This is a genomic window from Natrinema gelatinilyticum (genome assembly GCF_024266705.1).
Classification (GTDB): domain Archaea; phylum Halobacteriota; class Halobacteria; order Halobacteriales; family Natrialbaceae; genus Natrinema; species Natrinema gelatinilyticum.
Map to the genome: position 1 here is coordinate 379,809 of NZ_CP100756.1, position 26,466 is coordinate 406,274.

Here is a 26,466-nt window from a genome sequence, read left to right on the forward strand (position 1 = left end):
GTCACCTCGTGCTGACGCGGGTGGTCTGTTTCGGCGTGTGCTGTCGCGGTAACGTTTTTCAGTTCTCCTGTGAAAGACGATACCATGGATAAAACAACCGTCCAACTGTTGTGTCCCGAATGTGCGAAAGACTGGCAGGCATCTCCGGACGAACTCCCGACTGCCGCCGAGATGTTCCACTGTCCGAACTGTCACGCGTCTCGGCGCACCGCCGAGTTTATGCGAACGGATCGTGATCTGCAGACGCTGAAACAACTCGGGTAATCCGTCGTTTCCACACTCGTTTATGACTGTTCTTCCACCGGTAGTAATGGTTTTACGCTCCGAACATAGTATATCGAAATGAGGAGAGAAAGTATCTTTTAACCAAGTAATAAGGAATATATGCACTTCAGGTCTCGTGGTTTTCTCGCGTAGGCCCAGCATTCGAAACGTTCCGGGCAGTGATACAGCAAAAAGCCGATACAGGTCGCGTGTTAACGCAACTCAAGATAATAATATAACCCTGCAGTGGGTAGGACCGCATGGTTATGAAGAAACAGGAGCTCATTCACCTTCACGGCCTTCTCGCGGAGGTATCGAATCAGTGTACTGAATGGAACGATTGTAAGATTGACCTTGCAGAGTACGAGTCCCGGGGGATCCGACCGACGTCAATTCACAAATCGAAAACTGATCACAAAGCTGCTGTTTTTGCGCTCGCCGGTGGAATTACGACGAACATGCGAGAAGGTGAGCAGGAAGCAGTCGCCGCAACTGCAGACTGAGACACGGATCGAATCCTCCGGACGATAGGTTTCCTCACTGGCAAGACTACCGACTCACGGTTCGTATCGTTTCTCTCGTATCGCGATATTTTCGCGCTTTAGCGTCGGATCGATGCGTCCCCGACCGGAGGTTGTGCCTCGAGTGACGCCGGTTTTCGACTCCGGTCGGCGTTCGGTTCCGCTACTCGACTAAATCCTCGAATTCGGGGAGGATTTCCTCGTCGTCGTCTTCGCCGTCTGTTTCGGCCGTCGTGTCTCGGTCCTCACTGTCCGCTGACGAGTCGTTCTCGGTCGACTCGCTCGAAGCAGTATTCGAGCCCGATTCGTCCTCGTCCTCTAACACGGTGACGTGTTCGACCTCGAGCGGGATGTTCTCGAGTCGTTGGCCGATTTCCTTTCGTGCGATCCGCGAGGCGTGTTCCTCGCGCTCGACGTTGAAGACGGTCATCTCCAGTTCGAGCGCGACGAGCGCCTCGTCGGCCGCGATAAATGCGGGTGGAAGTTCCTCTCCAGATGGGGAGGTTCGCTCACCCATGTTGATCTCCACGTAATTCAGGTCAGGGTTCAACATCTCGCCCGTCTTCGAAATGGCGATACGGATCGCCTCGTCTTCCGTTTCAACGTCGAATACCGGCACCGCAGCTTCGACGACGACCCTGCAATCCATGCTCACTCATTCTATCGCCTCCAGTAAGAAGGTTCGCCTCGCAGCGACGGCCGAGGCAGGTGTGTTCCCGATTCCGATGTATCACGGCCTCCGAGCGACGGATCCGTTCACCGTGCAGGTTCGAAAAGCAAAAGCCGACGCCCTCGAAGGAACGAACGAATGGAGACGGGAACGATTCCGGTCGACGACCTGGCCGGTGGACTGGACCTGTACCAAACCCTCGAGAGCGGTCAGAGCTACCTCTGGCGACGCGAAGACGGTGACATGTACTCCGGGACGGCCGCTCTTGAATCGTGGTACTCGACTGTCGTCGACGGCGAGGTGATCCGCGTTCGGACCCGGAGTGGCCCGGCAGACGACGTCCTCGAGTGGGAATCGACGACGGACGCCGAGTCGACGGTGCGCCGACTCTTGCGATTGGACGACGATCTCGAGGCGATCGTCGCCGCCGCGCCTGACGATCCGTTGCTCCAGCAGGCCTACGAGGCCCATCGAGGGATGCGATTGGTCGCCGATCCCGCGTTTGGAACGCTGATCTCGTTCATTTGCTCGGCACAGATGCGAGTGAGCCGGATTCACACGATGGTCTCGACGCTGGCGCGCGAGTACGGTGACGAACGGACGTTCGAGGGCGCCGTCTACGCCGAATTTCCGACGCCGAAACGGCTCGCGACGGCGACCGAATCCGAACTCCGCGAACTCGGACTCGGGTATCGAGCTCCCTACGTCGTCCGGACGGCCGAGATGGTCGCAAACGGTGAGGCAGCTCCGGAGGAGGCTCGGGACCTCGAGTACGAGGCGGCTCGAGACTACCTGACGCAGTTCGTGGGCGTCGGCGACAAAGTCGCGGACTGCGTGCTTCTCTTTTCGCTGGGATTCGACGAGGCCGTTCCGCTCGACACCTGGATCAACTCGGCCATCGCGGACTACTACCCGGACTGTGATCGGTCCTCGTACGCCGAGACGTCGCGAGCGATTCGGGACCGGCTCGGTGGAGAGTACGCTGGATACGCCCAGACGTATCTCTTCCATTTCCTCAGAACAGGTGGGACATAGTCGCATAGTCGTGACGTGGTTCGCGTAGTCGAGTAACGCGATTCAGGCCCGTTTTCAGCCTTGCAGTCTGGGGATTCTCTCGCCGTTCAGACATGGTGCATAGTGCGACGTGGTCACTGAGCGACGCAAACGCAACTGGAGTCGTGGTGGGTGACTTCGAGCTGTGCCAACCTGCCGGTACACCTGTTCCCTCGCACACAAGAAAACGTTCTCTTATCCGGGGTTTTCGCCACATCGGAACAGCAGGCCTGGGAAGCCGGCAATGGGATGCTACACGGCGCCTTTCAACGGCTGTCACGCATCGACGGCGAGATCGGTATTTACGAACCCTCCGGTCGTATCGCTGCGACCGACGTCAACGGCGGCGACGGCGACAGTAGCGACCGACGCCGATCGGTTTCGCCGTGACCGAGCACACCGGGACTGACGCGGTCTATCGAGATGCCTGACTCGTCGTCTTCCGACCGGACGGTCGCGCCCCGTCCGATTTGAACAAGAGGGCGCTCGTCTGTCTCGAGACCGAATCGCGAGCCTGGGACGGCTTCTGGACGACCGACTGGGAGCCGTCGCACGGATCGAAAACACGTGGCTCGAGAACTCCAACGGGGATGTCCGACCGAACGAACGGCCGGTTCCACGGATCGTGAGTTTCCAGGAGTCTTGAAGTAGATGAGTGTCGAGGATCGAACAAATGACGGGAGAGAGACCGACGGTGTTCTCAGATCTGATCGGCCTGGAATTCACGGAGGTCGACGACGGATACAGTCACGGGACAATCGAGGTCGTCGACGATTTGATGAATCCGAACGACGTACTCCACGGAGCCGTTCTCTACACGATGGCTGACAACGGAATGGGGGCGGCGCTACACACCGAACTGGCCGAGGGCGAGCAGTGCGCGACGATCGAGATCAAAATCAATTACCTGAAGCCAGTACTGAGCGGCCGCGTGACGTGCGAAACCACCCTCCTCCGAAAGGGACAGTCCGTCGCGTATCTCGAATCGGATCTCATCCACGACGGGGAGACGGTCGCTCGAGCGACCGGTTCGTTCTCGATATTCACTCCCTGACGGCACCCCCTCCGGTCCGCGCGAGCGGGTCCTCGAGCTACAACTCGAGTCGCGAACTTCGAACGACGCCTTCGATCGTCACACGGAGTTTGCGACTGATCGCCGCCAGCGTGAGGGCGTAGACCGCCCCACCCAGCGCGACGATGGCGAGAAGATGGTACCAGCGTTCGACGGCGATCGCGTCCGCCGTGGGGACGACCACGACGAACATGAGGAGGCTCGCGGCGAACTGCTCGGCGAGGGTCCGCGGGAACAGTTCCGCGCGTGGAACGTATTGTTTGACGACGTAGGCAGTCGCAACGTATCGAAGCGACTCCGCGGCGACCGTCGCGACGACGACACCGATCGCGCCGTACGAAAGCGTCAGCGCGATGCCGAGGAGGATATTGAATCCGAGCGTTAGCGCGGAGATGCGGGTGTTGACGTCGGGCCGGTCGATCCCGTCGACGATCTGCGAGAGGGTCCCACTCTGGGTCCTGACGAGCTGATAGAGCGCGAGGCCGATCAGCAGTGACGCCGCGTCCGCGTATTCAGGACCGTAGAAGGTGATAACCAACCGATCGGACAGCGCGAGCGCGCCGAAGAACATCGGAATCGCGACGATGCTCGTAAACGCCAGCGTGTTCGAGACGTCCTCGCTCAGGCCCTCGCCCTTGCTGTGGCGGTGGCTGACGCGGGCCATCAGCCCGCTCGAGGCAGCCATCATGACGAACGTCGCGGGGACGGTGAGTTTGAATGCGACCTCGTAGTTGCCGGCAGCGGCGGGGGCCAGCAGCCAGCCGAGCAAGAGGACGTCGAATCGGTCGTAGGCGGTGCCGAGAAACGCGTTGACGCTGCTGTACCGAGCGTACGACCAGAGGTTCTCGAGTGTGTCCCGAGAGGGGATCGCAGGCGCTGTGGAGATGAAGTACCAGAGCACGGGCAGCGAGAGGACGGTCGCGGCAGCGAGACCGTAGGCCATCCCGGCGGCGCCCAGTCCGAGGAGAACCAGCCCGAGTTGCAACGGGAACGTAAGCAGCGAGCGGAGGGTATCGGTCCACATCGAGGCCCCGATGCGGCCCCTCGCCTGAACGACGCTATCGATCGGCTCGTAGAGGGAGACGGCCGCGATCAGGACGACGAACAGAATCGGGGCCTCCGGCAGGGCCGTATACGCGATCAGCCACGGTGCGGCGACCGCGACCGCGACGGTGGCGAGGAGGATCCAGCCGACGGAAAACGCGAGTTGACCACCGAGCAGTTCCGCCTTCGGGGACCCGGCCTCCGAGTAGCGTTTCTTGACCGCGACGCCCCAGCCGACCACGGCGCGGTCGGCGATCTTGACGAGCGCGAACAGGAGATAGAACCCGCCGAACGCCGTCGGGCCGAGGATGCGCGCGAACACGACCGTCCCAAGGAATCCGACGGCAGCCATCGTGAACTTCGCGGCGGTGGCTTTGACGGTCTCGCCGCCGAGACTCACGCTCGAGGCGTCGGTCATTCCAGGTAGCCGAGTTCGCGCAGTCGGTCGGTCGGCATCTCGATAGCCTCGTCACCGTCGTCGACCGTAGTAGTGGCGGTCGCGGCTCGCGTTTCCACCCACTCTCGAACGCCGTAGACGGATTCCGGACGGGAATCGGCCGTCGTACTCGCGTAGGCCCGCCAGGAGTGGCTCGCGGGATCCTCGCTGGCGTCGGGCGGATAGAACGCCGTCCGCATGCCGTGATCGGAAAGGACGATCAGTTCGTCGTCGGGACCGAGCGCGTCGACCACCTCGTCGACGAAGCCGCCGATCCGCTCGTAAGCGTGCCCGAGTGCGGCCTCATCGTCGGCGTAGGCGTGACCCGCCGCGTCGAGCGCGTGGACGTGAACGCCGGCGATGGAGACCGGATGGTGCATCATCTCCCGGGCCCAGCCGAACTGGCCCGCGGCCTGGCCGAACAGTTCCCGCTCGAATTCGCGTCGACCCATGCCCGCCGACACGGCGTTCATCAGGTCCCAGGCCCGTTGGAGCGGGCGGCCGTCGTGGACGCCGGGCCAGTTGTGGACGACCGCGTCGTCGGCGTCGAACATCGACTCGCGGTCGGTCTCGCCGATTCGTTCGCGCTCGCCGGTTCGCGTTCGGACGAACCTGCCGAGAGACCCGCGCGTCCCCTCGGAGAGGCGACCCGTAAACCGCGAGGCGAACTCGAGCACCGGGTTGTTCCACTCGCTCGTCCCCGCCGCGGTGATGCCGTGTTCCTCAGGCGGGAGCCCCGTCGCGACGGTCGCCCACACCTCCGGCGTGTACGGCACGTCCTTGGTGTAGGCGTACGTCTCGAGCGAACCAGACGACTCGAGCCGTAAGCCGTCGACGTCGAAGTGGTCGATCAGTCCCTCGTCGAGCGCGTCCAGCGCGAGGATGAGCACCGTCATGCGTAGCCGAGGTCCTCCAGGTCCTCTTGCAACGCGTCCTCTTTCACGACGTAGTCGGGATCGAACCGCTTAAGCGCCCGCTCGAGGTCGGGATCGCTCGCCGATTCGCCGGTCTCCAGCGTAACGGTCCCGTCGTCGCTCGCCAGCAACCTGTCGTTCATCGCAGCTGTCCGGTCTCCGTAAGAGGCGAACGCTCGCTCACGCTCGAGCGTGCCGACGCCGTGTTCGCGCCCAGCCAGAATCGAGGGGACGTCGACGAGCGAGACCACGTCGCCGAGGTCGGGGGCGTTCCGGGTGCCGAACGGAACGTGGAGTAGCTCCCGGCGCAACTCGCCGGGATGGCCCCACAGGTCGTCCTCGCCGAGTAACTCCCCGTGGTCGGCACAGAAGACGACACACGCGTCGTTCGGAACGGCCTCCCAGAGGGTCTCGAGGGACGCGTCTAGCTCGGCGATTTCACGTCGGTAGAGCGTTCGAACCAGTTCTTCGTCGGATTTGGAGCCGCCACCGGCGAGCACGGTCCGTGTGACGCGCTGTGCCTCGTCGCGGCTCACCGGCGCGTCGTCGGGATCGTAGGGATGGTGGGGCTCCATGAAGTGGAGCCAGCCGAACCACGAGTCTCGGCCGTCGATTTCCCGCTGGAACGACTCGACGACGTCGTCGGCACGGCGGAACGACTTCCCAACCTCGCCGACGACGTTCAGGACCTGCTGGTAGCGGTTCCATCCCCACGTCGCGACGCGGTGGGCGAGCGTCCCACGTTCCAACAGGACTGCGCCCCGCTCCTTTATCGACTCCCCGCCGCCCTTCGGCGACGTGAACGAGTCGAAGCCCGCATCGTACCCGTACTCAGACGAAAGCAGATGGTTGGTGGTGATTCCGGCACTGTAGGGCTCGAACTCGTGTGCCACACTCCGCTCGCTCTGGAGTCCGCCTCCCGACGCGTACTCGCCGCCGACGATGGCTGGAACGCTCCCGAGCGTCGCCGTACTGGTCGCGAACGCCCGGTCGTGGGTGTGTTCGAGAAAGCCTCGTGTTCGGGGCATGCATTCGAAGTGGTCGTGGCGAAGCGAGTCGACGGTCACGAGCAACGTCCGGTCGTGTATGGTATCGTCTGCCATCGGTTACACCTTGCGTAGCGTGAAGAGAATCGAACCGCTGACCGACGGTCGGTAGATGACGCCGTCGGTCCACTCGAGCAGCCGGTGGATCGTCCGAAGCAGCACGGATCGAGGCCCGCTGAGTGGTGTGTCCTCGAGCATCCAGACGGTTACCTCGCGGTCGACGAGATCGATCGCGCAGTCGTCGTACCACGAGAAGGTGCCGTCGGCGAAGTACTCCGGCGTGCCGTAGGTCCAACTCGAGCGGTGGGTCGGGTCTTGATCGTTCAGCCTGGAGGCCGCGTGGGAGACCCACGCGGCGAGGGGACCGCCCCACTGGAGGACTCTATGAACGTCCTCGAAGACGTCACCGAGTTCCGATGGCGGGACGTGTTCGAGCACCTGAGCCATCTCGACGACGTCGAACGTCTCTTCGGCGAACAGGAGCGTCGTCGCAGTTCCCTGAACGTCTGGCTCGACCGAAGAGTGAAAGTCGAGTGACACGTGACCCGTTCCATGCTCGCCCGCGCCGACGTTCGATTCCGACGCTGGATCGACGTCGCTGTCGCTCGTCCATTCGGTGTCGGTTCGCGAGCCATCCGCAGCGGCCGTTCGGCCGGTTCCGTCGATCATCGGTACCCGAGCTCCTCGAGTCGGCGCTCGACCGTCGCGTCCACGTCCTCGTCCCTATCCGTTTCGCTCGCTCGTGCGCGTTCTTTGTACGCTGTGATCTCGACGTCGAAGAACGAGCGCGCCCACGACGGGACGACGACGTCGTCGGCGACGCGACGCTGCCAGCAGGGCCGGTCGTGATCGATCTCGTACTCACGACTGCCACCCAGCGAGTCCCATACGTACTTCGTCTCGCCGTCGTACGTACAGCGAAGCATCCTGTCCCAGTAGCGGTGTTCTTCGGGGTCGCGCGGTGCACCGCCGACGCCGATTCCGATCAGTTCCGCGGGGACGCGCTCCCTGAAGACGTCCGGCGTCTCCCCGTTCGCCAGTCCGACGATCAGGTCGCCGAGCTCGAGATGGCTGACGTACTGGGTCTCGGCGGCTTCGTATCCTGTGGGCGGGTTGATCAGATAGCACGGAACGTGGAGCAGCGATTCCGTGAGACTACTCGTGTGGCCGAACAGCTCCTCGTCTTCGGGGTATGCGAGGTTTTCCCCGTGATCGGCGGTGACGATGAACGTCGTCTCGCGGTCCGTGTTCCGCTGAATCTCCGTGACGAACGAAGCGACCGTCCGGTCGAGGTAGTCGATCGCCGCCCCGTAGAGCTCGCGGTGATATCTGAGGTCCCGTTCGTGGTCCGCGGAGACCCCCTCCGTGTTGATTTCCCAATCGTCGAACGCGAAGGAGGTCCAGTCGTTCGGCGCGGAGTGGAGGTCGCGGTCGTAGCCCAGTACGTGGTGGACCGGGCCGTGGGCGTCCATGAAGTTCGTGAAGAGGAAGACGGGTTCCTCGATCGACTCGACCATCGAAACCCCTTCGCTCGAGACGATCGAGGCCCCGTCGTCGAGGAGTTTCGGCACCGGCGCGCGCCGAAAGAGATCATTTGCCTTGAAGAGCACCCCGTTTCCGAGGCTCTCAAGCGTGTGGTCGTGGCGGAGGGCCTCGCGGAAGAACTCGAGGAACCGGCGTGCGCCCGCTTCTTTCCGGTCCTGGATGAACTTTTCCATGTCCATCCCGTCGGGGAATCGGCGGTGGGGTGCGATGTCCGAGTAACGGTCGAAGACGGCGTCGAAGCCAAAGGTGGAACTGGCATAGACGTTTGCGCTGGCGCCCAAAGCGGTGTGATCTGGGATCTCGGCCAGGAAGGTTTCCGACCGCGAGAGGCCGGAGAAGTCCCGGTTGTGGGTGTGGATTCCGTGCTGGTGGGGCAATGTGCCCGTCATAATGCTCGCGTGACTGGGCGTACTCCACGCGCTCGCGGCCCGACACTGCTCGAAAGAGACGCTCGCCATATCCTGCAACCGGGGTGCGTAGTCGTCGAAATAGTCCTTGCGGACCGTATCGAGACAGATCAGGACGACGTTTCGTGTCATACTCGTATCACGGTCGTTCGAGTCATGCGACCACCTCGGTCATTGCGCGCCGAAACGCTGCGGCCTGATTCGATTCGGTGAGGGGCTTCACTCGCTCCCGGAGGGCGTCCCCTCGCTCTCGACGCTCGTCGGCCGACAGCGAGCTGGCATATTCGATCCCCCACCGGACGTCCCGCGCAGTCGGCGCGCGAACTAGCAGCGGATCGACGGCCTCGACGAGTTCTCGAGTCCCCGTTTCCGTCGAGACCACGGTCGGGAGTCCCGCGAGCATCGCCTCGAGGCTCGCAACCGGGAACGCGTCGCCCGAACTCGGCTGGACGTAGACGTCAGCCGCCGCGAACTCCGCGGCAAAGTCCTCGAGCTCGAGGTAGCCAGGCGTCTCGACGCCGGAGCAGCCACTGTAGTCGAACTGATCGTGGCCGGAGCCGAGCAGTCGGAGCGTCCAGTCCGGACGGGCGCCAACCACTCGAGCCAGGAGGTCGACGTTCTTCTTCGCGACGGCGGCCCGGTCGCTCACCGTTCCCGCGTGGAGGATTCGAACCGATTCGCCACGAGCGTTGGAGCCGGTGACGGCGCAGTCAGTTCCGGATTCGTCGGCGACAGGACCGGCGGCGACCCCAGATCCGTTGGTTCGTGTCGCTGCAGCATCGTCGGGTTCCCGGCCGACTCGATCGACCGACGAGCCGATCCGGCAGCCGATCGGCTCGAGCGCGTCGTACTTCGCGTCGGCGATGGGCGGGTGAACGATTTCGAAGGGGACCGCGAGATATCGGCTGGCCCACGAACGCGCGAGGTCGCCGACGGCGATGGCACCGGAGACGGCGCGGCTCATCACGGGTCCGAGTACGTGACGCCAGACGCGGTGCGTATGCTGACTGCGGATCGTCAGGAACGTCTCGTCGGCGATCAGCGGGACGACGCGAGCGTCCCACCGATTGAGCAGTTTGTAGAACAGTAGGGTGTAGATCGGCGTCGTTCCCTCGCCGATTACGACGTCGTAGGCCTCGAGATCGACGGCGGTCCTGAGTCGCGCTAGCATCGAGTCGAGGTTCGCTTCGGGGCCGCCGATCTCCGCCCCTCTCTCGAAGTGGCGGTAGTCAGCATCGACGGCGTCACCGAAGACGCGGTGTGCGTGATGCGGTCGATGGAACTGGTGAAGCATCAGTACGTCAGCCACGCTGTCTCACCCCCGTCCCGTAACGAACGGCATCGACGGCGTCCCAGACGCCCTTCCGCCAGAGCCAGTCGTTGACTCGGCCGGCGAGCGTGTCCGGAACGATCACCACCTCGTATTTCTCTGGATGGCGACGCCGGAGCAATCGCTCGTTTTCCCGGTCGATCGACGACCGCGGTCTGTCGGGGTGGACCATTCGAACGCGCTCGTCGTAGACGGCAGTTCCGTACTCCTCGACGCGCCAGCCGAACTCGGTGTCCTCGCGCCAGTACTCGAAGCGTTCGTCGAATCCCCCGGCGTCGATAGCCGTCCGGCGGTCGACCGCGAGGTTACAGGTGGGGTACTTGCGTCGTCCCTCGTAGGTCATCCCGCCGTCGACGGGCCCCTCGAGAACGACGAGGTCATCACGTTCGTCGAACGCGCGGCGGATCGCCTCGATCCAGCCCACCGGCGGCCGGCAGTCGTCGTCAGTGAAGGCAACGATCTCTCCGTCGACCCGCTCGAGGCCCAGGTTTCGCGCCTCACAGACGCCCAGATCGGGATCGTTCACGACGAGAACGTCGTAGGCGTCGGCGGTCTGGCGCTCGAGCGCTGCGACGACTGCATCGTGATCGTTCTCGGGGATCGTCGGAACGACGACGGAGACGGCGGGGTCGGAATGTACGATCGGCTGCAGAAGGGCCGTCGTCGCCCTCGCCGTCACTGGTCGGTCACCCCTTCGAGTTCGTTGTCAGCGGTGTCGTCGTCGCCTCCCGTCAGTTCTCCGACCGCCTGGGTCCGGGTCTCGTCACGCTCCTGCGTCGTCTCCGACGATCCCGCGTCGTCGCTCCGATCCGCCTGGCTCGATTCCAGTTCCGGAATGTCGACGTCGGCGACAGCCGTCTCCCCGATAACGGTCCGGAGGTTCTCCGCGAAGCACTCGTATTCGTAGCATCTGGCGGCCTCGCGAATCTCGACGGAATCGAAGTCGGTGGGGTCGAACCGCCGAACCGTCTCCCGGATCGACGCGACGGTCGGCTCGAAGAGCAAGCCCGTTCGTCCGCCTTGCACCTGGTACCGGGTGAACCCCTCGTTCACGCCGAGCAATGGTTTGCCGGCCATCATGGTCTCCGCGCCGACGAGGCCGAAGTCCTCCTGTTTCGGTGCATAGACGACTGCGGTCGCGCGAGCGACGAGCGATTCGATGTCGTCGACGTATCCCCGGACCTCGATATTGTCGTAGGCGGCCGCGAAGTTCTCGAGTTCGTCGCGCTGTTGGCCATCGCCCGCGATCACGAGCCGTTCGTCAAGCCCCGCGAAGGCCTTCGCGATCAGTTCGATCCGTTTTTCGGGGGCAAGTCGCGACCAGGTGACGAAGTAACCGTCGTCTCCCTCGTTTCGCCAGTCACCCGTGACCGGCGGATAGACCACCGCCGCGTCACGGCCGTAGAACCGCCGGAGCCGGTCTCGGACTAGTTCGCTGTTCGCGACGAACTGGTCGACGTAGTCGTTGGCCTCCTTATCGAGTGCCCGCCACCCCTTCGCGTAGGCCTTGATACTGGCCTCGAGGATCGGCGTGTCGAACGACGAGAGCCGGTCTCGGTACAGGTCGTACAACCACCGCGGCGGACTGTGGGGGTAGTGGACGATCCGCTGGTCGACGTGCGGGACGTAATATTTCGACAACGGCGCGCTCTCGAGGATCACGTCGTACGCGGCGAGATCTGAGTGCGCGTCGGTCATGTCGAGCGCCACGTTGAGCGTCTCGAGCGGGTTCATCCCTTCGTTCTTCCACTCGAGGAAGGGCCGCCACGGCAGCGAGGTGTACTTAGACTGCCGAAACGGGATCAAATCGACGTCTGGGGGGAGGTCCGTCCCGTCGGCTACGTAGGTCGTGTAAATCGGCGCCTCGAGGACGCGTGCGGCCTCGATGGCGAACTCTTCGCCGCCACCGATTCCGGGAAACCGGTCGTGGAGGATCGCCACGTCGGTCACTGTAACACCTCGCGGAGTTCTCGGTCGGGTTCCCAGGTACCGTCGTGGGATTCGGCATCGTCGCCGCGAGCGCGGACGAGGGAGACGCTCGCACGGAGCAGCGAGAGTTGCGTATCGAACAGCGAGTAGAACGGCTGGAGCGGGCCGAGCGCGTCGCGGGAGCCGAGCGCCGTGAACCCGAGGACGCCGGCCGGCGTTGCCAGTCCGAGCGGCCCGAGAACGGCCAGCGAGCCGATCGTGGCCACGGTTATTCCGGTGGCGACGAGCCACGGTGAGACCATCATGAACCACCAGTTGAACGGCAACACGACGCGGCCGTATGCCCCGTGTCGGCCCAGCGCGTCGCGCTGTCGCCACAGTAATCGAAGGAGTCCCATCGCGCGCCGATCCTTTTGCTCGCGGCGCTTGCCGAACGCGGAGTGGGCCGCCTCCCTGTAGTGGATATCGGGATCGAAGACGACACGGTCGCCGTTGCGCCGGATTTTGAGGGCGAGTTCAGTGTCGTCGGCGATCGAGTCCTCGTCGATCGGGACGATCGCCTCGCGTTCGAACGCTGAAAACGGGCCGTGAAAGATCAGCGTCGAGTCGATATGCGACTCGAGGACCTGGATCATCGTCTGGATGTCTCGATAGCCCTGCTCGACTTCGCTATCGCCGATGACATCGGCGTTCCGCCCGGTCACCCCCGCGACATCGGGATCGGCGAGGTTCGCGACCGCCTTCCGAACGGCGTCGGAAGCGAGGCGTGAATCACAGTCGGTCTTGATGACGACCTCGTTGCTCGCGGCGGCGTAGGCTTCGTTTAGCGCCATCGCGAGTCCCCGACGCTCGTCCTCACGGATGAGTGTCAGCGACGGTTCCAGACGACCGGCGAAGAAGGTGTCGACCAGTTCGGCTGTCCCGTCGTCGCTCGAGTCGACGACGACGATCTCGACCTTCTCCATGGGATAGTCGAGGCTGACCAGTTCCTCGAGTTTCGATTCGACGATCGTGGCTTCATTGTACGTCGGAAGGACGATACTGACCGACGGCTCTTCCGGCCACGTATCCGCCGGCGTTCCGGACGGCTGCCGGAGGTAGTACACACCGAGGTAGATCAGATACGGGAGACCCGTCAATGCAACTAACCCGGACAGGGCCTCGACGAGACGCTTCATGCAAGTATACCTCAACAGAGTACAGCCCTCGGGAAGGACGGACTCCTTGCCATAGAAAGTCGTCTTAAATCCCCACGGTTAGCTCCCGGATCGAGCAGTCCGACCGGTGGGTTTTTCCACCCTGCTCGGCATGTCGGAGTACGAAAGAAACAGTCGTGAACGCCATCACAGTTTCGTGATGCATCCCACATTCGATATTCTTTTACGGGACTACCGTATAGCTTCCTGTATGTCAGTGGTAACCGAGTCTGCCATCGGCCACGACGAGCTTGCGGTGCTCAAACTCCTCGCACTCGAAGGCGGGCTCGAAGGCGACGTCAAAATCTCTTGCTCTCACCTCGCCGACCGACTCGGCGCGTCGAACCAGACCGCCTCGCGTCGGCTGCAACGACTCGAGAGCGCGTCGCTGCTCGAGCGCGACACGGTCAGCGACGGACAGTGGATCTCGATCACCGACGCGGGCGAGCGAACGCTTCACGCCGAGTACGAGGACTACCGTCGCATCTTCGAGCAGAAGTCGACGATCGAACTCGACGGCACCGTAACGAGCGGAATGGGCGAGGGTCGCCACTACATCTCCCTGTCGGGCTACCAGCGCCAGTTCGAAGACCGGCTCGGCTACGAGCCGTTCCCCGGGACGTTGAACGTCGATCTCCGCGAGGACAGCATCCGCCGGCGGAGCGCCATGGCGTCACTCGAACCCATCCCCATCGACGGCTGGGAAACCGACGAACGGACCTACGGCCCCGCAGTCTGTTACGCGGCGACCATCGAGACCGCCGACGGCGACGTCTACGAGGACGCCCACACCATCGCTCCCGAGCGCACCCACCACGACGACGACCAGCTCGAAGTGATCGCGCCCGAAAAGCTCCGCGAGGACCTCGACCTCGCGGACGGCGATCACGTGACCGTCTCGGTGGGTGATCGTAAATGACGGGCTACCACGCCGGTCCGCGGTCGAATACGGACGGCACGAACGCGGCCACCTCGAGCGCGAACCCCACGGCCGACCCCTTCGAGAACGCCCTCGAGTCGCTCCGTCGGGGCGAGCCGATACTCGTTCACGACGCGGCGGACCGAGAAGGCGAAACGGACCTGATCTATCACGCCAATGCGGTCTCGCCGCGGGCTGTCGCCCGACTGCGAAACGACGCCGGCGGATTGGTCTGTGTCGCACTCGCCCACGACGTCGCGGAGGCGTTCGACCTCCCGTTCTACTCGGATGCCGTCGATCACCCCGCGACCGCCGATCACGAACTCGGCTACGACGATCGGTCCTCGTTCTCGCTGACGGTCAACCACCGCGATACGTACACCGGAATCACCGACGAGGATCGCTCGACGACCATCCGTTCGCTTGGCGCCGCCGCCGCGTCACCCGATGAGGTGGCCTTCGCCGATGAGTTCCGGGTCCCGGGCCACGTCCACCTGCTCAAAGCCGCACCCGACCTGCTCGCCCAGCGCGAGGGCCACACCGAACTCGGGATCGCCCTCGCCACCGCCGCGGACCTCACGCCCGCCGTCGTCGTCTGTGAAATGCTCGACGACGAAACCGGCGAGGCGCTCTCGCCCGCCGACGCTCTCGGCTACGCGGATCAGTACGACTTCGCCTACCTCGAGGGCCACGAGATCGTCGAGCGACTCAAATAGTGATCGTCGTCGGTTTCGAACGCGACGGCGCACCCACCTCACGCCTTCCGAGCCAGTCGCGCCACGCATTTTTCGGTCTACACGCGGCAGACCGTTCATGCCCGCAGTCGCGCGATCGTTCGTCGACGTGTTGCTCGACTGGTATCGGGACACTGGTCGACACCACGTACCCTGACGCGAGTCAGACAGCTCGGCGTTCGGGTTACTGATCGGGGAGATATTGTTACAGCGGACGAGCGCGGCCACGGTGGCCGGAAGCGTATACGGCCTTTGTCGCGCGGTACCCGACGCCCGAGGCCGTCGTCGGCTCTCGGTCGGAGGTGCTCGAGTGGAGGGTTGAACCGTTCGGACTCACCAAACGCGTGGCGTACATCGAACGCTGTTAACGCTGTTCAGGACAGTTACTCGCTCGGCAATCGGGAGAGGTATTACGACAGCGACCTGACCTTCTCGAACGCCACGGAGTCGGAGACGACACCGCGCTCCGCGGAGGTTCACGCGTTCGATGACGGCTTCGGGATCGATCCCGAGACGGATGCGGTCGCAGCCTTGGTCGACGCAATCGTTCTTCCCGATCGGAGTAGCGACCTCCTGCACGCCGTGTTGGACTCCGCGGCCGACGTCCGTACTCTGTACACTCCCGGCTGCAGTGACTGCCTGCTCGAGGGAGACTGTCGCAAACACGGTATCGCGGGAGACGATTGATCCGCCGACTCACCCGGCCGACCGACGGCGAATTAGGATCGTCCTCGTCGGACGATTCGAGCAGAACCGCGAATACTTAGTATAGTGACTTGCAACACTCTTGATTATGGGATTCGACGAGATGGACGTCGACACGATCTGGATGGACGGCGAGTTCGTCGACTGGGACGACGCGCAGGTCCACGTTCTCACACACGGACTCCACTACGGGAGCGGCGTCTTCGAGGGCGCGCGCTGTTACGACACCGAATTAGGTCCAGCACTCTTTCGCTGGGAGGAACACCTGGAGCGGTTGTTCCAGTCCGCGAAACCGTACGAGATGGACATCGACTACACGAAAGACGAGCTCACCGAGGCGACGAAGGAACTCATCACGCGCCAGGGACTCCCCTCCTGTTACGTGCGACCGATCGCCTTCTACGGCTACAACTCGCTGGGCGTCAGTCCCAAGGACTGCCCGACGCGCACCGCCATCGCCGTCTGGCCGTGGGGTGCCTATCTCGGCGAAGACGCCCTCGAGAACGGAATCGACGTGATGATCTCCTCGTGGCGAAAGCACTCCTCGAGTCAGATACCGACCAACGCCAAGACCACCGGCCTCTACGTCAATAGCATGCTCGCGGGCGAGGAAGCGCGCCGCAACGGCTACGCCGAAGCGATCGTTCTCAACAAAGAGGGCAACGTCGCCGAGGGCCCCGGCGAGAACGTCTTCCTGGTGCGCGATGGCGAACTCTACACGCCCGGTCTCTCGGAGTCGATCCTCGACGGCATCACTCGCGACTCCGTGATCCATATCGCGGAGGAACTGGGATACACCGTCCACCAAAACGTGTCCATCTCCCGTGGCGAACTCAACACGGCCGATGAACTATTTTTCACTGGCTCCGCAGCCGAAGTCACGCCGATCCGGAAAGTCGACAACGTCGTCGTCGGCGACGGCACTCGCGGCCCCGTCACCGAAGAACTCCAGCAAAAATTCTTCGACATCGTCGAACAGGGGCCCGACGAGTACGACGAGTGGTTCGAGTACATCGAGTGACGACGGGTTCGGTCGAACAGTTGCGGTAGTGGCGATTTCCTCTCCGGTTACGCTTCGAACTCGTAGCCGAGAGCGCGTATCGAATGACTGCGAGCGGCGCACGACTCCCCGAAAGAGCGTATTCTCCGAGCATCGCGAACGCGTAGCGTCCGTTCAACGGGGAAAGACAGGGCGAGGTACCGTTCACCGCCGCGAGCGAACGAACGGGCGACGCAAAGCGCCGCGACCGGGACGGCTCGCAGTTCGAGAGAGTTGCATCTTTCGAACGACAGCGTGGTCGTTGTCAGTCGTCGTTCGCCCGCTCGACCTGATCGGTCTCGTCGCCTCGGTCGTCACGGTCGACCCGCGCCTCGTCGATGACGTCGATCGAGACGCCGGCGTTCATGTCGCGACGGTTGGCGTCGCCGAAACCGGCGCTCAGAATGCGGGTCAGAGCATCCTCGACGTCCTCCTCGAGTTCGGTGATTTCGTCGGACTGGACTTCGACGACGTATCCGGTCGTGATGTTCGGCGAGGTCGGAAGGAAGAGGACTTCACGGCCGTCGCTGGTCACTTGTCCCGTTTTGAACGCCGTCATCCGCAACCCCTCCCAGGTTTCGATTTTGACCGGTTTCTGGAGCGATTCCTGCTCGCCGAATGCGGTCTCGGCGGCCACCTTCGAGGCGTTGTAGACGACGCGAATCACCGGCACGCGGTTCGCGACGTTGTCGACGAGCCGTTCGACCAGCCCACCCACGGTCGTCCGCATGAGGTATCCGACCGAAAACGTGAGGATGATGAAAACTGTCAGCGCGACGATCACGCGGAGAAACTGGGCGATTTGTTCGCGCGTCTGGATGGCCTGCTCGGTCGACCCGGGGATCAACGGCTTGAGCGCCGCCTGATCGAGAATGAGACCGGGGGTTACACCGGCGACCAGTCCGTAGAGCCAGTAAATAGCGTAGAGAGTGATGAGGATCGGGCCGAGGACGATCAGCCCACTCGCGAAATCCCGCTTCCACGAAGCCATGTCCATCACCTCACACTACTGGCTAATGAGCCCTTCCCTTTGTCGTATACGCCGAGACACCGCCGCTGCGTATGCCATTTGTAGACACACCGAACCTCGATCGAGATGTTCGAGCGAAGCTCACAGATCGAAGGCATCGTCGTATTCCGGCCGGGTGTCGTCATCGTGCTCAGACAGGGTGCCGTCATCGGCTTCCAACCGTGGACCGAAGCGACCGGCCCACCAAATTTGATGTCCGCTCGCTGAACACTGATGCGTATGAGTCTCGAGCAGGAGCCCTCGGATGCGGAGGCCGATCCGCTGGACGCGTTCCGTCAATTTTTTGCTCTCGAACGGGACGTGCTCGTTCTCTCGGTCGCGATGTTCGCGTTCAGCCTCGGGTTTCAGATGACCAGCCGGTACATGGCCGAGTACATGGCCGCGCTCGGCACATCAGTGTTCGTCGTCGGCCTGTTCGGGACGGTCGGCAACGTGATCAGTGCCGTCTATCCCTATCCAGGCGGGGCGATTTCGGACAGACTCGGCTCGCGGTACGCGCTGACGGCGTTCGGGCTGTGTTCGACGCTCGGGTTCGGCGTCTGGCTCGCGGCCCCATCGGTCGCGGACGTCTCCGTCGGTCCGACGTCGCTGGCGGTCGTCGCAATCTTCGTCGGTCTGGTGCTCGCACAGGCCTGGAAGTCGTTCGGGCTCGGGGCGACGTTCGCCATCGTCAAGCAGTCGGTGTCCCCATCGCACCTTGCCGCCGGCTTCGCGAGTACCGAGACGTTCCGCCGCACTGCCTTTCTCGTCGGACCGCTGTTCGCGGCGGCGCTCTTCTACCCCTTCGGTTCGAGCGACGGCGAGATCCGCACCGCATTTCAGCTCATCTTACTCGTCGCGATACTCTTCGGCGTCCTCGGAACGATACTCCAGCACGTCCTCTACGAGGCTGACGAAGACAGTATCGGGACGGGGTTCGAAGGGGTCAGCCAGCTGATCGTCGATCTTCGGGCGATGCCGGACGAACTCCGACCGCTGCTCGTCGGCGATACGCTGGTCCGGTTCGCCAACGGGATGGTCTACGTCTTCTTCGTCATCGTCGTTACACGTTTTCTCGAAGTGGGGCTCTCGTTTTCCGTCCCGGTCGTCGACACCGTCGAACTTTCGCCCCAGTCGTACTTCGGCGTCCTGCTCGGACTCGAGATGCTGGTCGCGTTGCTGACGATGGTTCCGGTCGCCAAAGCCGCCGAGCGGATCGGGCTCAAGCCCGTGGTCGCGCTCGGATTCGGGGTCTACGCGGTCTTTCCGATCCTGCTGATCAACGCGCCACGGGACGCGGCCATCCTTGCCGTCCTCTTTGCGTTCTCCGGACTGCGATTCGCCGGGCTACCCGCGCACAAGGCGCTAATCGTCGGGCCTGCCGAGCAGGGTGCCGGCGGTCGGGTGACCGGCGCGTACTACCTCCTTCGGAACGTGATCGTCATTCCGAGTGCGGCGATCGGCGGATTGCTGTGGGACGGCTTCTCGAATCCCCTGACCGGCGAGCGAGTGCTTGCCGGCGACCCGACGGTCGCGTTCGGCATCGCATCGACAATCGGATTGCTCGGGACGGTTTATTTCCTCCTCTTCGGTGAGGAATTCGAGGCGTATCGGTAGCGCCTCCGCCTCGAGTGAGTCGATGACCGCAGCAACGACTGACCGAGCCGATTTCGGGAGGCGAGGTCGACGGATCGGCCGTCTCCGAGAACAGATCAGTCGTATTCGACGGTCTCGAGCCGCCTGTTCAGCGCCCCCCCTGGTCACCGCGACGTGTCTCCACCGCTGGAAGGGTGCATGAGACCACCGTCCCGACGCCGGGTTCCGAGTTCACCCAAATCTCGCCGCCGTGGCGGTCGACGATGCGCTTACAGAGTGCCAGCCCAATGCCCGTCCCGGGGTATTCCTCGTAACTATGTAATCGGCGAAATATCTCGAAAATACGATCCGTCTGGTCCAGGTCGATCCCGATGCCCTCGTCGCGAACCGAGATTTTCCACATCTCGCCCTCGCGTTCGGCCGCGACATCGATCACCGGCGGATCGTCACCACTGTACGTAATCGCGTTACTCAGCAGGTTTTGAAACACCTGGCGCACCTGGCTGGCGTCGCCCTCGATTCGAGGAAGATCCTCGGTCGTGATCTCCGCGTCGTGTTCGTCGATTTGTATCTGCAGGTCCGCGAGCACGGACTCGAGGGCGTCGTGCAGGTCCACTGGTTCGAACGGATCGCCACGCGTTTCGACGCGCGAATACTCGAGCAAGCCTTCGATCATCTCGTGCATCCGCTCGGCGCCGTCGACGGCGTACGCGAGGAATTCCTCGCCGTCCTCGTCGAGCGAGTCACCGTAGCGCGTCTCGAGCAGTTGCAGGTAACTCGTGACCATCCGCAGGGGCTCTTGCAGGTCGTGAGACGCGACGTACGCGAACTGCTCGAGGCGTTCGTTCGACGCCTCGAGCTTCTGGCGGTACTCCTCGCGCTCGGAGATATCCTGTATCACGAGCATTCCGACGTCGACCTCGTCGTCGGCGTTCCGAACGGGAAGCGTGTGTGCAAGCAAGTATCGGCCGCGATACTTCGTCTCGAACGAGTTCGATTCGCCATCGAAGACCCCGCGGATGTCCGGCTCGACCTCCTCGAGGAGATCTGCAGGATAGCGTTCCTGTCTGTTCGCACCGACGACGTCGTCCGTGGAGATACCGAACTTCTCGAGCAACTCGCCGCCGGCGACGGTGTAGGTCAAGTTCTCGTCGTACAGCCCGACCGCACCGTTTGGAAAATTCTCCGCGAGGATGCGGTATCGACGCTCGCTCTCCTCAAGCGCCCGTTCGCGCGCTTTCCGGTCCGTAATATCGCGGACGACGCCGACTCGTTCGTGCAGATGGTCAGACAACATCGAGAACGTCGCTTCCGCGGGAACGGACTCGCCGTCCGCCGTCTGGAGCGAGGCCTCCAGCATCAACCCCTCGGCCGTCCCCGCTGCCATCTCCATTTCCACTTCGCGTGCCCGTTCGATCGTCTCGTCGTCGGCGACGAGGGAGACGTGCGAACCGAGAAGTTCGGCACGGGAGTAGCCGGTCAACTCCGCGTAGGCGTCGTTGACCATCGTGAATCGACCCTCCTCGTCGACCACGTAGATGCCGTCGTCGACGGTTTCCACGATCGTCTCGTACTGTTCGAGTTCGCGTTCGTATTCGACGCGGTCGGTGACATCGCGGACCGTGCCGATCCGTCCCTGCTCGCCGTCGGCGAACTCGAACAGCGTGAACCGGCTCTCGACGATCACCGTCTCGCCGGTAGCCGGATAGATTTCCTCTTCGAATACCGTGATAGAGGCCCCCGTATCCTCCATCTCGGCCTGTTTGGCGTTCGCAGTTTCGACGTACTTTACGCCGAAAATCGACTCGGCGTGCAACCCGATGAGATCGTCGCGATCGTAGCCGGTCATGGACGCGAACGCGCTATTGACCATCGTAAACTCGTGGTTCTCATCGAGGAGATAGACGCCGTCTCCGACGGTTTCGACGACCATCTCGTACCGTTCCAGTTCGCGTTCGTACGCCTTGCGTTCGGTGACGTCTCGCGTGACGCCGACGCGACCTCGTTCGGCTCCAATCTCGAGGGTGACGAACCGGTTCTGAACGGTGCGCGTCTCTCCGCTCGGGCCGGTAACCTCCGTCTCGAACTCGACCGAGTCGTCCTCGCCGTCCACCAGTTTGCGCCACTCTTCCTCGTCCGTGTCGACGAATCGGTCGCCGAAGAACAGCGAGCCGTGAGCACCGAGTAACTCCTCTCGAGAGTATTTGCACAGCGCGACGAACGCGTCGTTGACGAAGACGAATCGGCCGTCGTGATCGGTTACGTACACGCCGTCGTCGATGGTTTCGACCATTCGTTCGAACCGTTCTAATTCCCGCTTGCGTACCCCGGACTCGATCCCCTCGTGAAGGATGACGGAAACGCCGGTCGTGGAGGGAGAAAGATGCGCTTCGATCTGCGAGTCGAGCACGTCGTCGTAGCGGTCGTAGCGCGTAGGTTCCTGGGACCGCATCGCCGTTCGGAACGCGTCCCGAATCACGTCGACTTCGTCGGCGGGACAGACGTCCCAGACGCGCTCGCCGAGCAACTCGCCAGTTGTGCGTCCGAAGTATTCTTCCGCACGGTCGTTGACGTAGGTGAATCGAAAGTCGTCGTCGACCGCGTAGAATGCGTTGGAAGTCCCGTCGATGTGCGATCGAAGTCTCTGCTCTCGCGTCGACTCGGACCGCACTCGAGCGACGGAGATCGTGCCCAGAAACTCGCCGTCGTCCGTAACCGGGTTGACCCGTAGTTCTAACGGAACCACCTGCCCGTCAACGGTGTGGGCGGGAAGCTCCACGCTAATAATCGTGTCATCTCGGGTTTCGATTCGCCGTAAAATTTCGCGTTCGATCCGATCGACATCGGCGGCGGCGAGAACGAGCGAGATGTGTTCGCCGACGAGTTCGTCGCGGTGATACCCCGTCATCTCGATGAGCGCCTCGTTTACCGCGACGACGGTCCCGTCGGGATCGAGGTAGCAGACCCCGTCGTCGATCGTCTCGACGAGCGTCCGGTACCGCTCGAGCGCCACCTCGTCATCGGCGTCTCCCCAGTACACCTCGTTGGTAGCGATTGTACGCGTATTCATTGCTGCTAGATAGTCAATCCTGGGCATAAAATACATGCCGCGCGGTGTGGTTCGCAATTCCGTTCTCACTCGGTGATCACCAATTCCGGTTTCGACTGCCACACTCACGAAACAGGTTCGCGCAGCGTCCGTTCGTACTGCGCGGTCGCGTACTGCGTGTTCGTTCGGGTCGCGGAGCGTTCGATCCGACTCGACCAGCGTTTCGTCCCGCCGGCGACTCACGGGAGAAACAGCCGGTAGTAGTACGGACTGACGAACCCCTCGATCGCCGCCGCGATGGCCAGCACGATGCCGATGCCGATCAACACCCAGAACGCGCGCTCGAGGGCGTCGGCCAGGTCCGATCGACCGTCGCGACCTCGCCACGTCCGCCAGGCGGTGGCGCCGACAGAGATGCCGAGTGCGCTGGCGACGAAGATTGCCGGAATTTCGAAGATGCCGTGCGGGACGACGAATGCAGCCAGTTCGAGCGGATCGACCTCGAGGCGGGCGATGATCCCCAGGAAGAGGCCGTTGAAGAGCAACGAGACGACGGCTGGAATCACCAGTGCGACGCCGGCATAGGCCGTCATGAGGGCGACCAGCCAGTTGTTGCCGAACAGGTTGAGGGCCATCGTCGGCGGGAAACGACCGTCGAGGCGGGCCGTGATCGAGGCATCGAACGTGGCGACGAAGGGGTCGGCGGCCGCCCAGCCGGCCCCGAATCCGACGAGTCCGAGGACGACGACGAACGCGTGCGTTCCCGGTGTTTCACGGACGAACGACACCATCTCACTCCAGCCGTGGCGAAGCCCAGCCCACAGTCGCTCGCGAAGCGATCGAGTCGGCGGATCCGGTGGCGTCAATCGGTCTCGATGGTCGCAGTAGATCGCGGTTTTCAGTAGATCGAGCGCCGGAAACACGAGCAGAGCGGACATCAGCGACCCGATCGTTGCCACCTTGATGTACGAGAGCAGGCCGGTAAAAATCGAGAGTCCGACGAGCGCGACGACTGCGAGGAGATAGTAAAACACCGCGCCGCCGGGTTGGGCCCGGACGAAGCCCGCGGTGTTTCGGAGCGAGCCGAAGACGCCGGCATCGTCGACGACGACCGCGACCGGTGCGAACGCGAACATCGCACGGACGGCGAGCAGAACGACCACCGCGATGGCCACCGCTCCAAGAACGATCGGAATCGCGAACACCGGCGATCCGGTCGCGAGCGAGGTGACGCCGGCGAGCAGCGCCGTTCCGATTCCCGTAATCGTCAGAACGACGACCCAGCACAGAAACTCGAGGACGAACAATCCGAGAAACCGGAGCCAGTAGCGGCGGGCACCGTCGAGGCCGGCCAGGAGCCCGCGGTTGTCGCGCAAGCGGCTGTAACAGGCAGAGAGCTGCCCCGCCGCGATGGCCGACGTCAGGACCACGAACAGCAGAAAGCTGACGACGACGGTGACTGTGGCGAGTGCGAGCAGCGGCGGAGCGGCGAGCTGGCTGACGATTGGTTCGAGGCCGCTCGTCCACGCATCGAACGCTTCGGGATCGGCGTTGGGGTTCGGCGGCGACTCGAGGTCCGCGACGTCCGATCGAATCGACTCGAGCCGGCCGGTCGAGACAAGAAAGAAATAGGCGATCGCTATCGCGAGAAATGGAACGACGCGGACGATCGCTGGAATCGCGACGCTTAACACGTACATCGGGAGGAGATCACTGGGCCGGCGACGAAGGACGGCACCGACGGCGGCGAGGAAGTCTGACAGGGCCATACCGGCCCTTGGAGCGCGTATCAGATAAATGAACGCTTGTACCCACGCGAGAGACGCCCCGAAGACGGACCAATCGGACGCTCCGAACGGCGATCCAGGCAAATGTCACCTCATGGTTTACCCCGCTGGCTCGACTAGAGCCGTGTATGGTCACTACAATTTCACCCGAGCGACTCGCGGAACTGCAAGACGAGGACGCGGAGTACGTCCTCGTCGACACCCGACCCGCCGACAGCTACGAGTCCTGGCACATCGCAGGTGCGGTCCACTTCCCGTTCGGGCCCGAGGAGGAACTCGACGGTCGTCTCGAGGACTTAGAGGAGATGGTCGGTGATACAGAGCGCGTAATCGCCGTCTGTGCCAAGGGAATCTCGTCGAGCAATCTGGCCACGCGCCTCGAGTCGGCGACGGACGAGTTCGATGTGGCGGCCGTCGACGGTGGGATGAAGGGGTGGAGCGGCGTCTACGACCGCGTCGAGATCGACATCGGGGGTGATCTGACGATCGTGCAGGTGCAACGGCGCGCAAAGGGGTGTCTGGGATACGTCGTCGGCTGTTCGGAGACGGGTGAGGCAGTGGTCGTCGATCCGACGGCGGACACCGACGAGTTCGAAATCGCCGCCGAGGAAGCTGCACTCGAGATCATCGGCGTCATCGATACGCACGTCCACGCCGATCACATTTCCGGCGGCAGCCAGTTGGCTGACAACCTCGGAGTCCCCTATTACCTCGGCGAACGCGCTGCCCAGCGGGACGTCGAACGCGAGTACACTCCGCTCGACGGAAACGAGGTCCTCACGGTCGGCGACCACGAGGTCAAAGCAGTGTACACCCCCGGGCACACGAGCGAGATGATCAATCTCCTGGTGGACGACGCGGCGTTACTGACCGCCGATACGCTGCACGTCGACTCGACGGGCCGAACGGAACTCGAGTTCTCCGACGACGAAGGCGAACGTGGCGCGAGGATGCTTTACGAGACGCTGCATCGAACGATCCTGGCCGAACCCGAGAGCGTCGTCGTCCTCCCGGGCCACGTGACGGTCACCGCCGAAGGCGAGTTCGCACACGGCGCACCCGGCGAAGCGATTCGGACGACAATTCGAGACGCTCGAACGGAGATCGACCTGCTCGGTCTTGATGAGGACGCGTTCGTCGACCGGATGGCCGAGGCTGGCGAGAAGCCGTCGAACTACGAGGAGATAATCGAATACAACCGCGGTGCGGCCGACATCCCGCCGGAAGAGCGGGTCGAACTCGAGTTGGGGCCGAACAACTGTTCGGCTTGACCCGGCCGATTGGACCCCGACCGGTCGGGGACCGGTTCACACACCGCGAGTAGCAATCTACGCCTTCGCGCCGGCGACGCCGCTGCCGATCGCCGCGCCGCACTCGTTGCACGCGACCAGATAGAATCGCTTCGAGGCCGCGAAGAAGCCGGTTGTGGCGTCCATTTCGACGAAGTCGACGTCGGTCTTTTCCGAGAGGGTCGCCTGGCATTCAGGGCAGTGTACCATAGGTGACAGTCATGATAGAACCACTATATTTCTTGCCCCTCAGACAGCCCCGCCCCCGCCAGCTTTCGCGCCGGCGACGCCGCTGCCGATCGTGGCACCGCAGGCAGCACAGGTCGTGACGTAGAACCGTTTCGAAGCCGCGAAGATGCCGGTCGTCGCGTCGGTTTCCACGAACTCGATGTCCGATCGCTCCGAGAGGGTCGTCTCGCATTCGGGACAGTGGACCATACTCGCGGAATGGGGTGCTCGACCTGAAAGTCTTTGCGTCAATCACGCGTCGCTCGTCGGTTGTTCGATTACGGTGCCCACCCCGTTCAGTTCGAGAAGCCACGGACGAAGCGTCGAGACGTTGGAAGTAGTACAACCAAGCCGTCACCGAGAGTAGGTCTCGAGACGGGCGAGTCGTCCGTCGGTGACCTCGAAGAAGTCGGCGAATTCGAACAGAGTCATCCCGTCGTCGGTCACACGACCGCGAACGGCGATCCGATCGTCCGCCGTCACGACCGACTCGAGGTGGTGGCTGGTATCCGGGTTCGGTCGCTTCTCGCGCATGAAGCGGACGAACGCCTCGCGGTCGTCGAACGTCCGGTCGGGACGGTGCTGGGTGAACCCAGGTGAAAGTATCTCCTCGAGCGCGTCGTAATCGTGGTCGTCGAGCGCGTCGTAGTATCGCCGGACGAGGGAGGCCGAAGCCATACGGAC

The 26,466-nt window shown here is 63.1% G+C and carries 27 protein-coding genes; 11 read left to right on the forward strand and 16 right to left on the reverse strand.

Annotation, left to right across the window (positions count from 1 at the left end; all coding sequences use genetic code 11):
• The first annotated feature begins 84 nt into the window (after positions 1 to 84).
• Both NJU76_RS01740 and NJU76_RS01745 read left to right on the forward strand, forming a co-directional pair.
• Entirely contained in the window at positions 85 to 264 is a 180-nt protein-coding gene (locus NJU76_RS01740; RefSeq protein WP_254524387.1) for a DUF7836 family putative zinc-binding protein, read from the forward strand.
• 266 nt (positions 265 to 530) lie between these two features.
• The gene (locus NJU76_RS01745; protein WP_254531091.1) at positions 531 to 767 is read left to right on the forward strand and encodes a UPF0058 family protein; all 237 of its coding nucleotides are present in this window, start codon (positions 531 to 533) and stop codon (positions 765 to 767) included.
• A 181-nt stretch (positions 768 to 948) separates the two neighbouring features.
• On the opposite strand, the gene NJU76_RS01750 is transcribed toward NJU76_RS01745, so the two are convergent.
• Positions 949 to 1,434 carry a DUF555 domain-containing protein gene (locus NJU76_RS01750; protein ID WP_254531092.1) on the reverse strand — a complete coding sequence of 162 codons (486 nt, stop codon included), beginning with the start codon at positions 1,432 to 1,434 and terminating at the stop codon, positions 949 to 951.
• Between the two features lie 159 nt (positions 1,435 to 1,593).
• Between NJU76_RS01750 and NJU76_RS01755 the strand changes: the two genes are divergently transcribed.
• A complete protein-coding gene (locus NJU76_RS01755) occupies positions 1,594 to 2,490 on the forward strand; it encodes a DNA-3-methyladenine glycosylase family protein (RefSeq protein WP_254531093.1) in 897 nt (298 codons plus the stop codon).
• A gap of 691 nt (positions 2,491 to 3,181) precedes the next feature.
• A complete protein-coding gene (locus NJU76_RS01760; protein WP_254531094.1) occupies positions 3,182 to 3,562 on the forward strand; it encodes a PaaI family thioesterase in 381 nt (126 codons plus the stop codon).
• Between the two features lie 37 nt (positions 3,563 to 3,599).
• On the opposite strand, the gene NJU76_RS01765 is transcribed toward NJU76_RS01760, so the two are convergent.
• Genes NJU76_RS01765 through NJU76_RS01805 form a run of 9 tightly spaced genes read right to left on the reverse strand, consistent with a single transcriptional unit; the run spans position 3,600 to position 13,409 of the window.
• The gene (locus NJU76_RS01765) at positions 3,600 to 5,042 is read right to left on the reverse strand and encodes a lipopolysaccharide biosynthesis protein (protein WP_254531095.1); all 1,443 of its coding nucleotides are present in this window, start codon (positions 5,040 to 5,042) and stop codon (positions 3,600 to 3,602) included.
• On the reverse strand, positions 5,039 to 5,956 hold the full coding sequence (locus tag NJU76_RS01770) for an alkaline phosphatase family protein (protein ID WP_254531096.1): 918 nt from the start codon (positions 5,954 to 5,956) through the stop codon (positions 5,039 to 5,041). The genes NJU76_RS01765 and NJU76_RS01770 overlap by 4 nt, the downstream gene beginning before the upstream one ends.
• On the reverse strand, positions 5,953 to 7,077 hold the full coding sequence (locus tag NJU76_RS01775) for a sulfatase-like hydrolase/transferase (RefSeq protein ID WP_254531097.1): 1,125 nt from the start codon (positions 7,075 to 7,077) through the stop codon (positions 5,953 to 5,955). Before NJU76_RS01775 ends, NJU76_RS01770 begins: the two co-directional genes overlap by 4 nt.
• Before the next feature lie 3 nt (positions 7,078 to 7,080).
• Positions 7,081 to 7,689: a methyltransferase domain-containing protein gene (locus NJU76_RS01780; RefSeq protein WP_254531098.1), complete on the reverse strand. Its 609-nt coding sequence runs from the start codon at positions 7,687 to 7,689 to the stop codon at positions 7,081 to 7,083.
• Positions 7,686 to 9,104 (reverse strand): sulfatase-like hydrolase/transferase, encoded by a 1,419-nt coding sequence (locus tag NJU76_RS01785; protein ID WP_254531099.1) that lies wholly within the window; start codon positions 9,102 to 9,104, stop codon positions 7,686 to 7,688. The genes NJU76_RS01780 and NJU76_RS01785 overlap by 4 nt, the downstream gene beginning before the upstream one ends.
• A 22-nt stretch (positions 9,105 to 9,126) precedes the next feature.
• Complete coding sequence (locus tag NJU76_RS01790) at positions 9,127 to 10,281, reverse strand: glycosyltransferase (RefSeq protein WP_254531100.1); 1,155 nt, start codon at positions 10,279 to 10,281, stop codon at positions 9,127 to 9,129.
• Positions 10,274 to 10,981, reverse strand: a complete 708-nt coding sequence (locus tag NJU76_RS01795) for a glycosyltransferase family 2 protein (protein WP_254531101.1) — start codon at positions 10,979 to 10,981, stop codon at positions 10,274 to 10,276. The genes NJU76_RS01790 and NJU76_RS01795 overlap by 8 nt, the downstream gene beginning before the upstream one ends.
• A complete protein-coding gene (locus tag NJU76_RS01800) occupies positions 10,978 to 12,252 on the reverse strand; it encodes a glycosyltransferase (RefSeq protein ID WP_254531102.1) in 1,275 nt (424 codons plus the stop codon). Before NJU76_RS01800 ends, NJU76_RS01795 begins: the two co-directional genes overlap by 4 nt.
• On the reverse strand, positions 12,249 to 13,409 hold the full coding sequence (locus NJU76_RS01805; RefSeq protein ID WP_254531103.1) for a glycosyltransferase: 1,161 nt from the start codon (positions 13,407 to 13,409) through the stop codon (positions 12,249 to 12,251). Before NJU76_RS01805 ends, NJU76_RS01800 begins: the two co-directional genes overlap by 4 nt.
• A 229-nt stretch (positions 13,410 to 13,638) precedes the next feature.
• Between NJU76_RS01805 and NJU76_RS01810 the strand changes: the two genes are divergently transcribed.
• From NJU76_RS01810 to NJU76_RS01825, 4 genes are all read left to right on the forward strand, one after another.
• Entirely contained in the window at positions 13,639 to 14,346 is a 708-nt protein-coding gene (locus NJU76_RS01810; RefSeq protein WP_254531104.1) for a DUF120 domain-containing protein, read from the forward strand.
• The gene (gene ribB / locus NJU76_RS01815; RefSeq protein ID WP_254531105.1) at positions 14,343 to 15,062 is read left to right on the forward strand and encodes a 3,4-dihydroxy-2-butanone-4-phosphate synthase; all 720 of its coding nucleotides are present in this window, start codon (positions 14,343 to 14,345) and stop codon (positions 15,060 to 15,062) included. Before NJU76_RS01810 ends, ribB begins: the two co-directional genes overlap by 4 nt.
• A gap of 336 nt (positions 15,063 to 15,398) precedes the next feature.
• Positions 15,399 to 15,767 carry a hypothetical protein gene (locus NJU76_RS01820; RefSeq protein ID WP_254531106.1) on the forward strand — a complete coding sequence of 123 codons (369 nt, stop codon included), beginning with the start codon at positions 15,399 to 15,401 and terminating at the stop codon, positions 15,765 to 15,767.
• Between the two features lie 106 nt (positions 15,768 to 15,873).
• Entirely contained in the window at positions 15,874 to 16,806 is a 933-nt protein-coding gene (locus NJU76_RS01825; RefSeq protein ID WP_254531107.1) for a branched-chain amino acid transaminase, read from the forward strand.
• 283 nt (positions 16,807 to 17,089) lie between these two features.
• On the opposite strand, the gene NJU76_RS01830 is transcribed toward NJU76_RS01825, so the two are convergent.
• Positions 17,090 to 17,815 carry a DUF502 domain-containing protein gene (locus NJU76_RS01830; RefSeq protein ID WP_254531108.1) on the reverse strand — a complete coding sequence of 242 codons (726 nt, stop codon included), beginning with the start codon at positions 17,813 to 17,815 and terminating at the stop codon, positions 17,090 to 17,092.
• Positions 17,816 to 17,920: 105 nt separating this feature from the next.
• Between NJU76_RS01830 and NJU76_RS01835 the strand changes: the two genes are divergently transcribed.
• Positions 17,921 to 18,061, forward strand: a complete 141-nt coding sequence (locus tag NJU76_RS01835; protein WP_254531109.1) for a hypothetical protein — start codon at positions 17,921 to 17,923, stop codon at positions 18,059 to 18,061.
• Positions 18,062 to 18,073: 12 nt separating this feature from the next.
• Positions 18,074 to 19,450 carry an MFS transporter gene (locus tag NJU76_RS01840; RefSeq protein ID WP_254531110.1) on the forward strand — a complete coding sequence of 459 codons (1,377 nt, stop codon included), beginning with the start codon at positions 18,074 to 18,076 and terminating at the stop codon, positions 19,448 to 19,450.
• A 127-nt stretch (positions 19,451 to 19,577) separates the two neighbouring features.
• Here the strand turns inward: NJU76_RS01840 and NJU76_RS01845 are convergent, their stop codons facing one another.
• Both NJU76_RS01845 and NJU76_RS01850 read right to left on the reverse strand, forming a co-directional pair.
• Positions 19,578 to 22,499: a PAS domain-containing sensor histidine kinase gene (locus NJU76_RS01845; protein WP_254531111.1), complete on the reverse strand. Its 2,922-nt coding sequence runs from the start codon at positions 22,497 to 22,499 to the stop codon at positions 19,578 to 19,580.
• Between the two features lie 218 nt (positions 22,500 to 22,717).
• Positions 22,718 to 24,247, reverse strand: a complete 1,530-nt coding sequence (locus NJU76_RS01850; protein ID WP_254531112.1) for a stage II sporulation protein M — start codon at positions 24,245 to 24,247, stop codon at positions 22,718 to 22,720.
• 146 nt (positions 24,248 to 24,393) lie between these two features.
• Here NJU76_RS01850 and NJU76_RS01855 point away from each other — a divergent pair, with 146 nt between their 5' ends.
• Positions 24,394 to 25,536 (forward strand): MBL fold metallo-hydrolase, encoded by a 1,143-nt coding sequence (locus tag NJU76_RS01855; protein ID WP_254531113.1) that lies wholly within the window; start codon positions 24,394 to 24,396, stop codon positions 25,534 to 25,536.
• 57 nt (positions 25,537 to 25,593) lie between these two features.
• Here the strand turns inward: NJU76_RS01855 and NJU76_RS01860 are convergent, their stop codons facing one another.
• From NJU76_RS01860 to NJU76_RS01870, 3 genes are all read right to left on the reverse strand, one after another.
• Complete coding sequence (locus NJU76_RS01860; protein ID WP_254524538.1) at positions 25,594 to 25,764, reverse strand: hypothetical protein; 171 nt, start codon at positions 25,762 to 25,764, stop codon at positions 25,594 to 25,596.
• 39 nt (positions 25,765 to 25,803) lie between these two features.
• Positions 25,804 to 25,992, reverse strand: a complete 189-nt coding sequence (locus tag NJU76_RS01865; RefSeq protein ID WP_254531114.1) for a hypothetical protein — start codon at positions 25,990 to 25,992, stop codon at positions 25,804 to 25,806.
• A 144-nt stretch (positions 25,993 to 26,136) separates the two neighbouring features.
• Entirely contained in the window at positions 26,137 to 26,460 is a 324-nt protein-coding gene (locus tag NJU76_RS01870; RefSeq protein ID WP_254531115.1) for a nuclear transport factor 2 family protein, read from the reverse strand.
• Between the last annotated feature and the right edge of the window lie 6 nt (positions 26,461 to 26,466).

Excerpts from the sequence above, each read along its gene's own strand:
- NJU76_RS01785 (WP_254531099.1), bottom strand. The coding sequence starts at position 9,104 with ATGACACGAAACGTCGTCCTGATCTGTCTCGATACGGTCCGCAAGGAC.
- NJU76_RS01780 (WP_254531098.1), bottom strand. The coding sequence starts at position 7,689 with ATGATCGACGGAACCGGCCGAACGGCCGCTGCGGATGGCTCGCGAACC.
- NJU76_RS01775 (WP_254531097.1), bottom strand. The coding sequence starts at position 7,077 with ATGGCAGACGATACCATACACGACCGGACGTTGCTCGTGACCGTCGAC.
- NJU76_RS01750 (WP_254531092.1), bottom strand. The coding sequence starts at position 1,434 with ATGGATTGCAGGGTCGTCGTCGAAGCTGCGGTGCCGGTATTCGACGTT.
- ribB (WP_254531105.1), top strand. The coding sequence starts at position 14,343 with ATGACGGGCTACCACGCCGGTCCGCGGTCGAATACGGACGGCACGAAC.
- NJU76_RS01840 (WP_254531110.1), top strand. The coding sequence starts at position 18,074 with ATGAGTCTCGAGCAGGAGCCCTCGGATGCGGAGGCCGATCCGCTGGAC.
- NJU76_RS01825 (WP_254531107.1), top strand. The coding sequence starts at position 15,874 with ATGGGATTCGACGAGATGGACGTCGACACGATCTGGATGGACGGCGAG.
- NJU76_RS01865 (WP_254531114.1), bottom strand. The coding sequence starts at position 25,992 with ATGGTCCACTGTCCCGAATGCGAGACGACCCTCTCGGAGCGATCGGAC.
- NJU76_RS01805 (WP_254531103.1), bottom strand. The coding sequence starts at position 13,409 with ATGAAGCGTCTCGTCGAGGCCCTGTCCGGGTTAGTTGCATTGACGGGT.
- NJU76_RS01835 (WP_254531109.1), top strand. The coding sequence starts at position 17,921 with ATGTTCGAGCGAAGCTCACAGATCGAAGGCATCGTCGTATTCCGGCCG.
- NJU76_RS01830 (WP_254531108.1), bottom strand. The coding sequence starts at position 17,815 with ATGGCTTCGTGGAAGCGGGATTTCGCGAGTGGGCTGATCGTCCTCGGC.
- NJU76_RS01745 (WP_254531091.1), top strand. The coding sequence starts at position 531 with ATGAAGAAACAGGAGCTCATTCACCTTCACGGCCTTCTCGCGGAGGTA.
- NJU76_RS01760 (WP_254531094.1), top strand. The coding sequence starts at position 3,182 with ATGACGGGAGAGAGACCGACGGTGTTCTCAGATCTGATCGGCCTGGAA.
- NJU76_RS01870 (WP_254531115.1), bottom strand. The coding sequence starts at position 26,460 with ATGGCTTCGGCCTCCCTCGTCCGGCGATACTACGACGCGCTCGACGAC.
- NJU76_RS01850 (WP_254531112.1), bottom strand. The coding sequence starts at position 24,247 with ATGGCCCTGTCAGACTTCCTCGCCGCCGTCGGTGCCGTCCTTCGTCGC.
- NJU76_RS01860 (WP_254524538.1), bottom strand. The coding sequence starts at position 25,764 with ATGGTACACTGCCCTGAATGCCAGGCGACCCTCTCGGAAAAGACCGAC.
- NJU76_RS01740 (WP_254524387.1), top strand. The coding sequence starts at position 85 with ATGGATAAAACAACCGTCCAACTGTTGTGTCCCGAATGTGCGAAAGAC.
- NJU76_RS01855 (WP_254531113.1), top strand. The coding sequence starts at position 24,394 with ATGGTCACTACAATTTCACCCGAGCGACTCGCGGAACTGCAAGACGAG.
- NJU76_RS01810 (WP_254531104.1), top strand. The coding sequence starts at position 13,639 with ATGTCAGTGGTAACCGAGTCTGCCATCGGCCACGACGAGCTTGCGGTG.
- NJU76_RS01755 (WP_254531093.1), top strand. The coding sequence starts at position 1,594 with ATGGAGACGGGAACGATTCCGGTCGACGACCTGGCCGGTGGACTGGAC.
- NJU76_RS01845 (WP_254531111.1), bottom strand. The coding sequence starts at position 22,499 with ATGAATACGCGTACAATCGCTACCAACGAGGTGTACTGGGGAGACGCC.
- NJU76_RS01770 (WP_254531096.1), bottom strand. The coding sequence starts at position 5,956 with ATGACGGTGCTCATCCTCGCGCTGGACGCGCTCGACGAGGGACTGATC.
- NJU76_RS01765 (WP_254531095.1), bottom strand. The coding sequence starts at position 5,042 with ATGACCGACGCCTCGAGCGTGAGTCTCGGCGGCGAGACCGTCAAAGCC.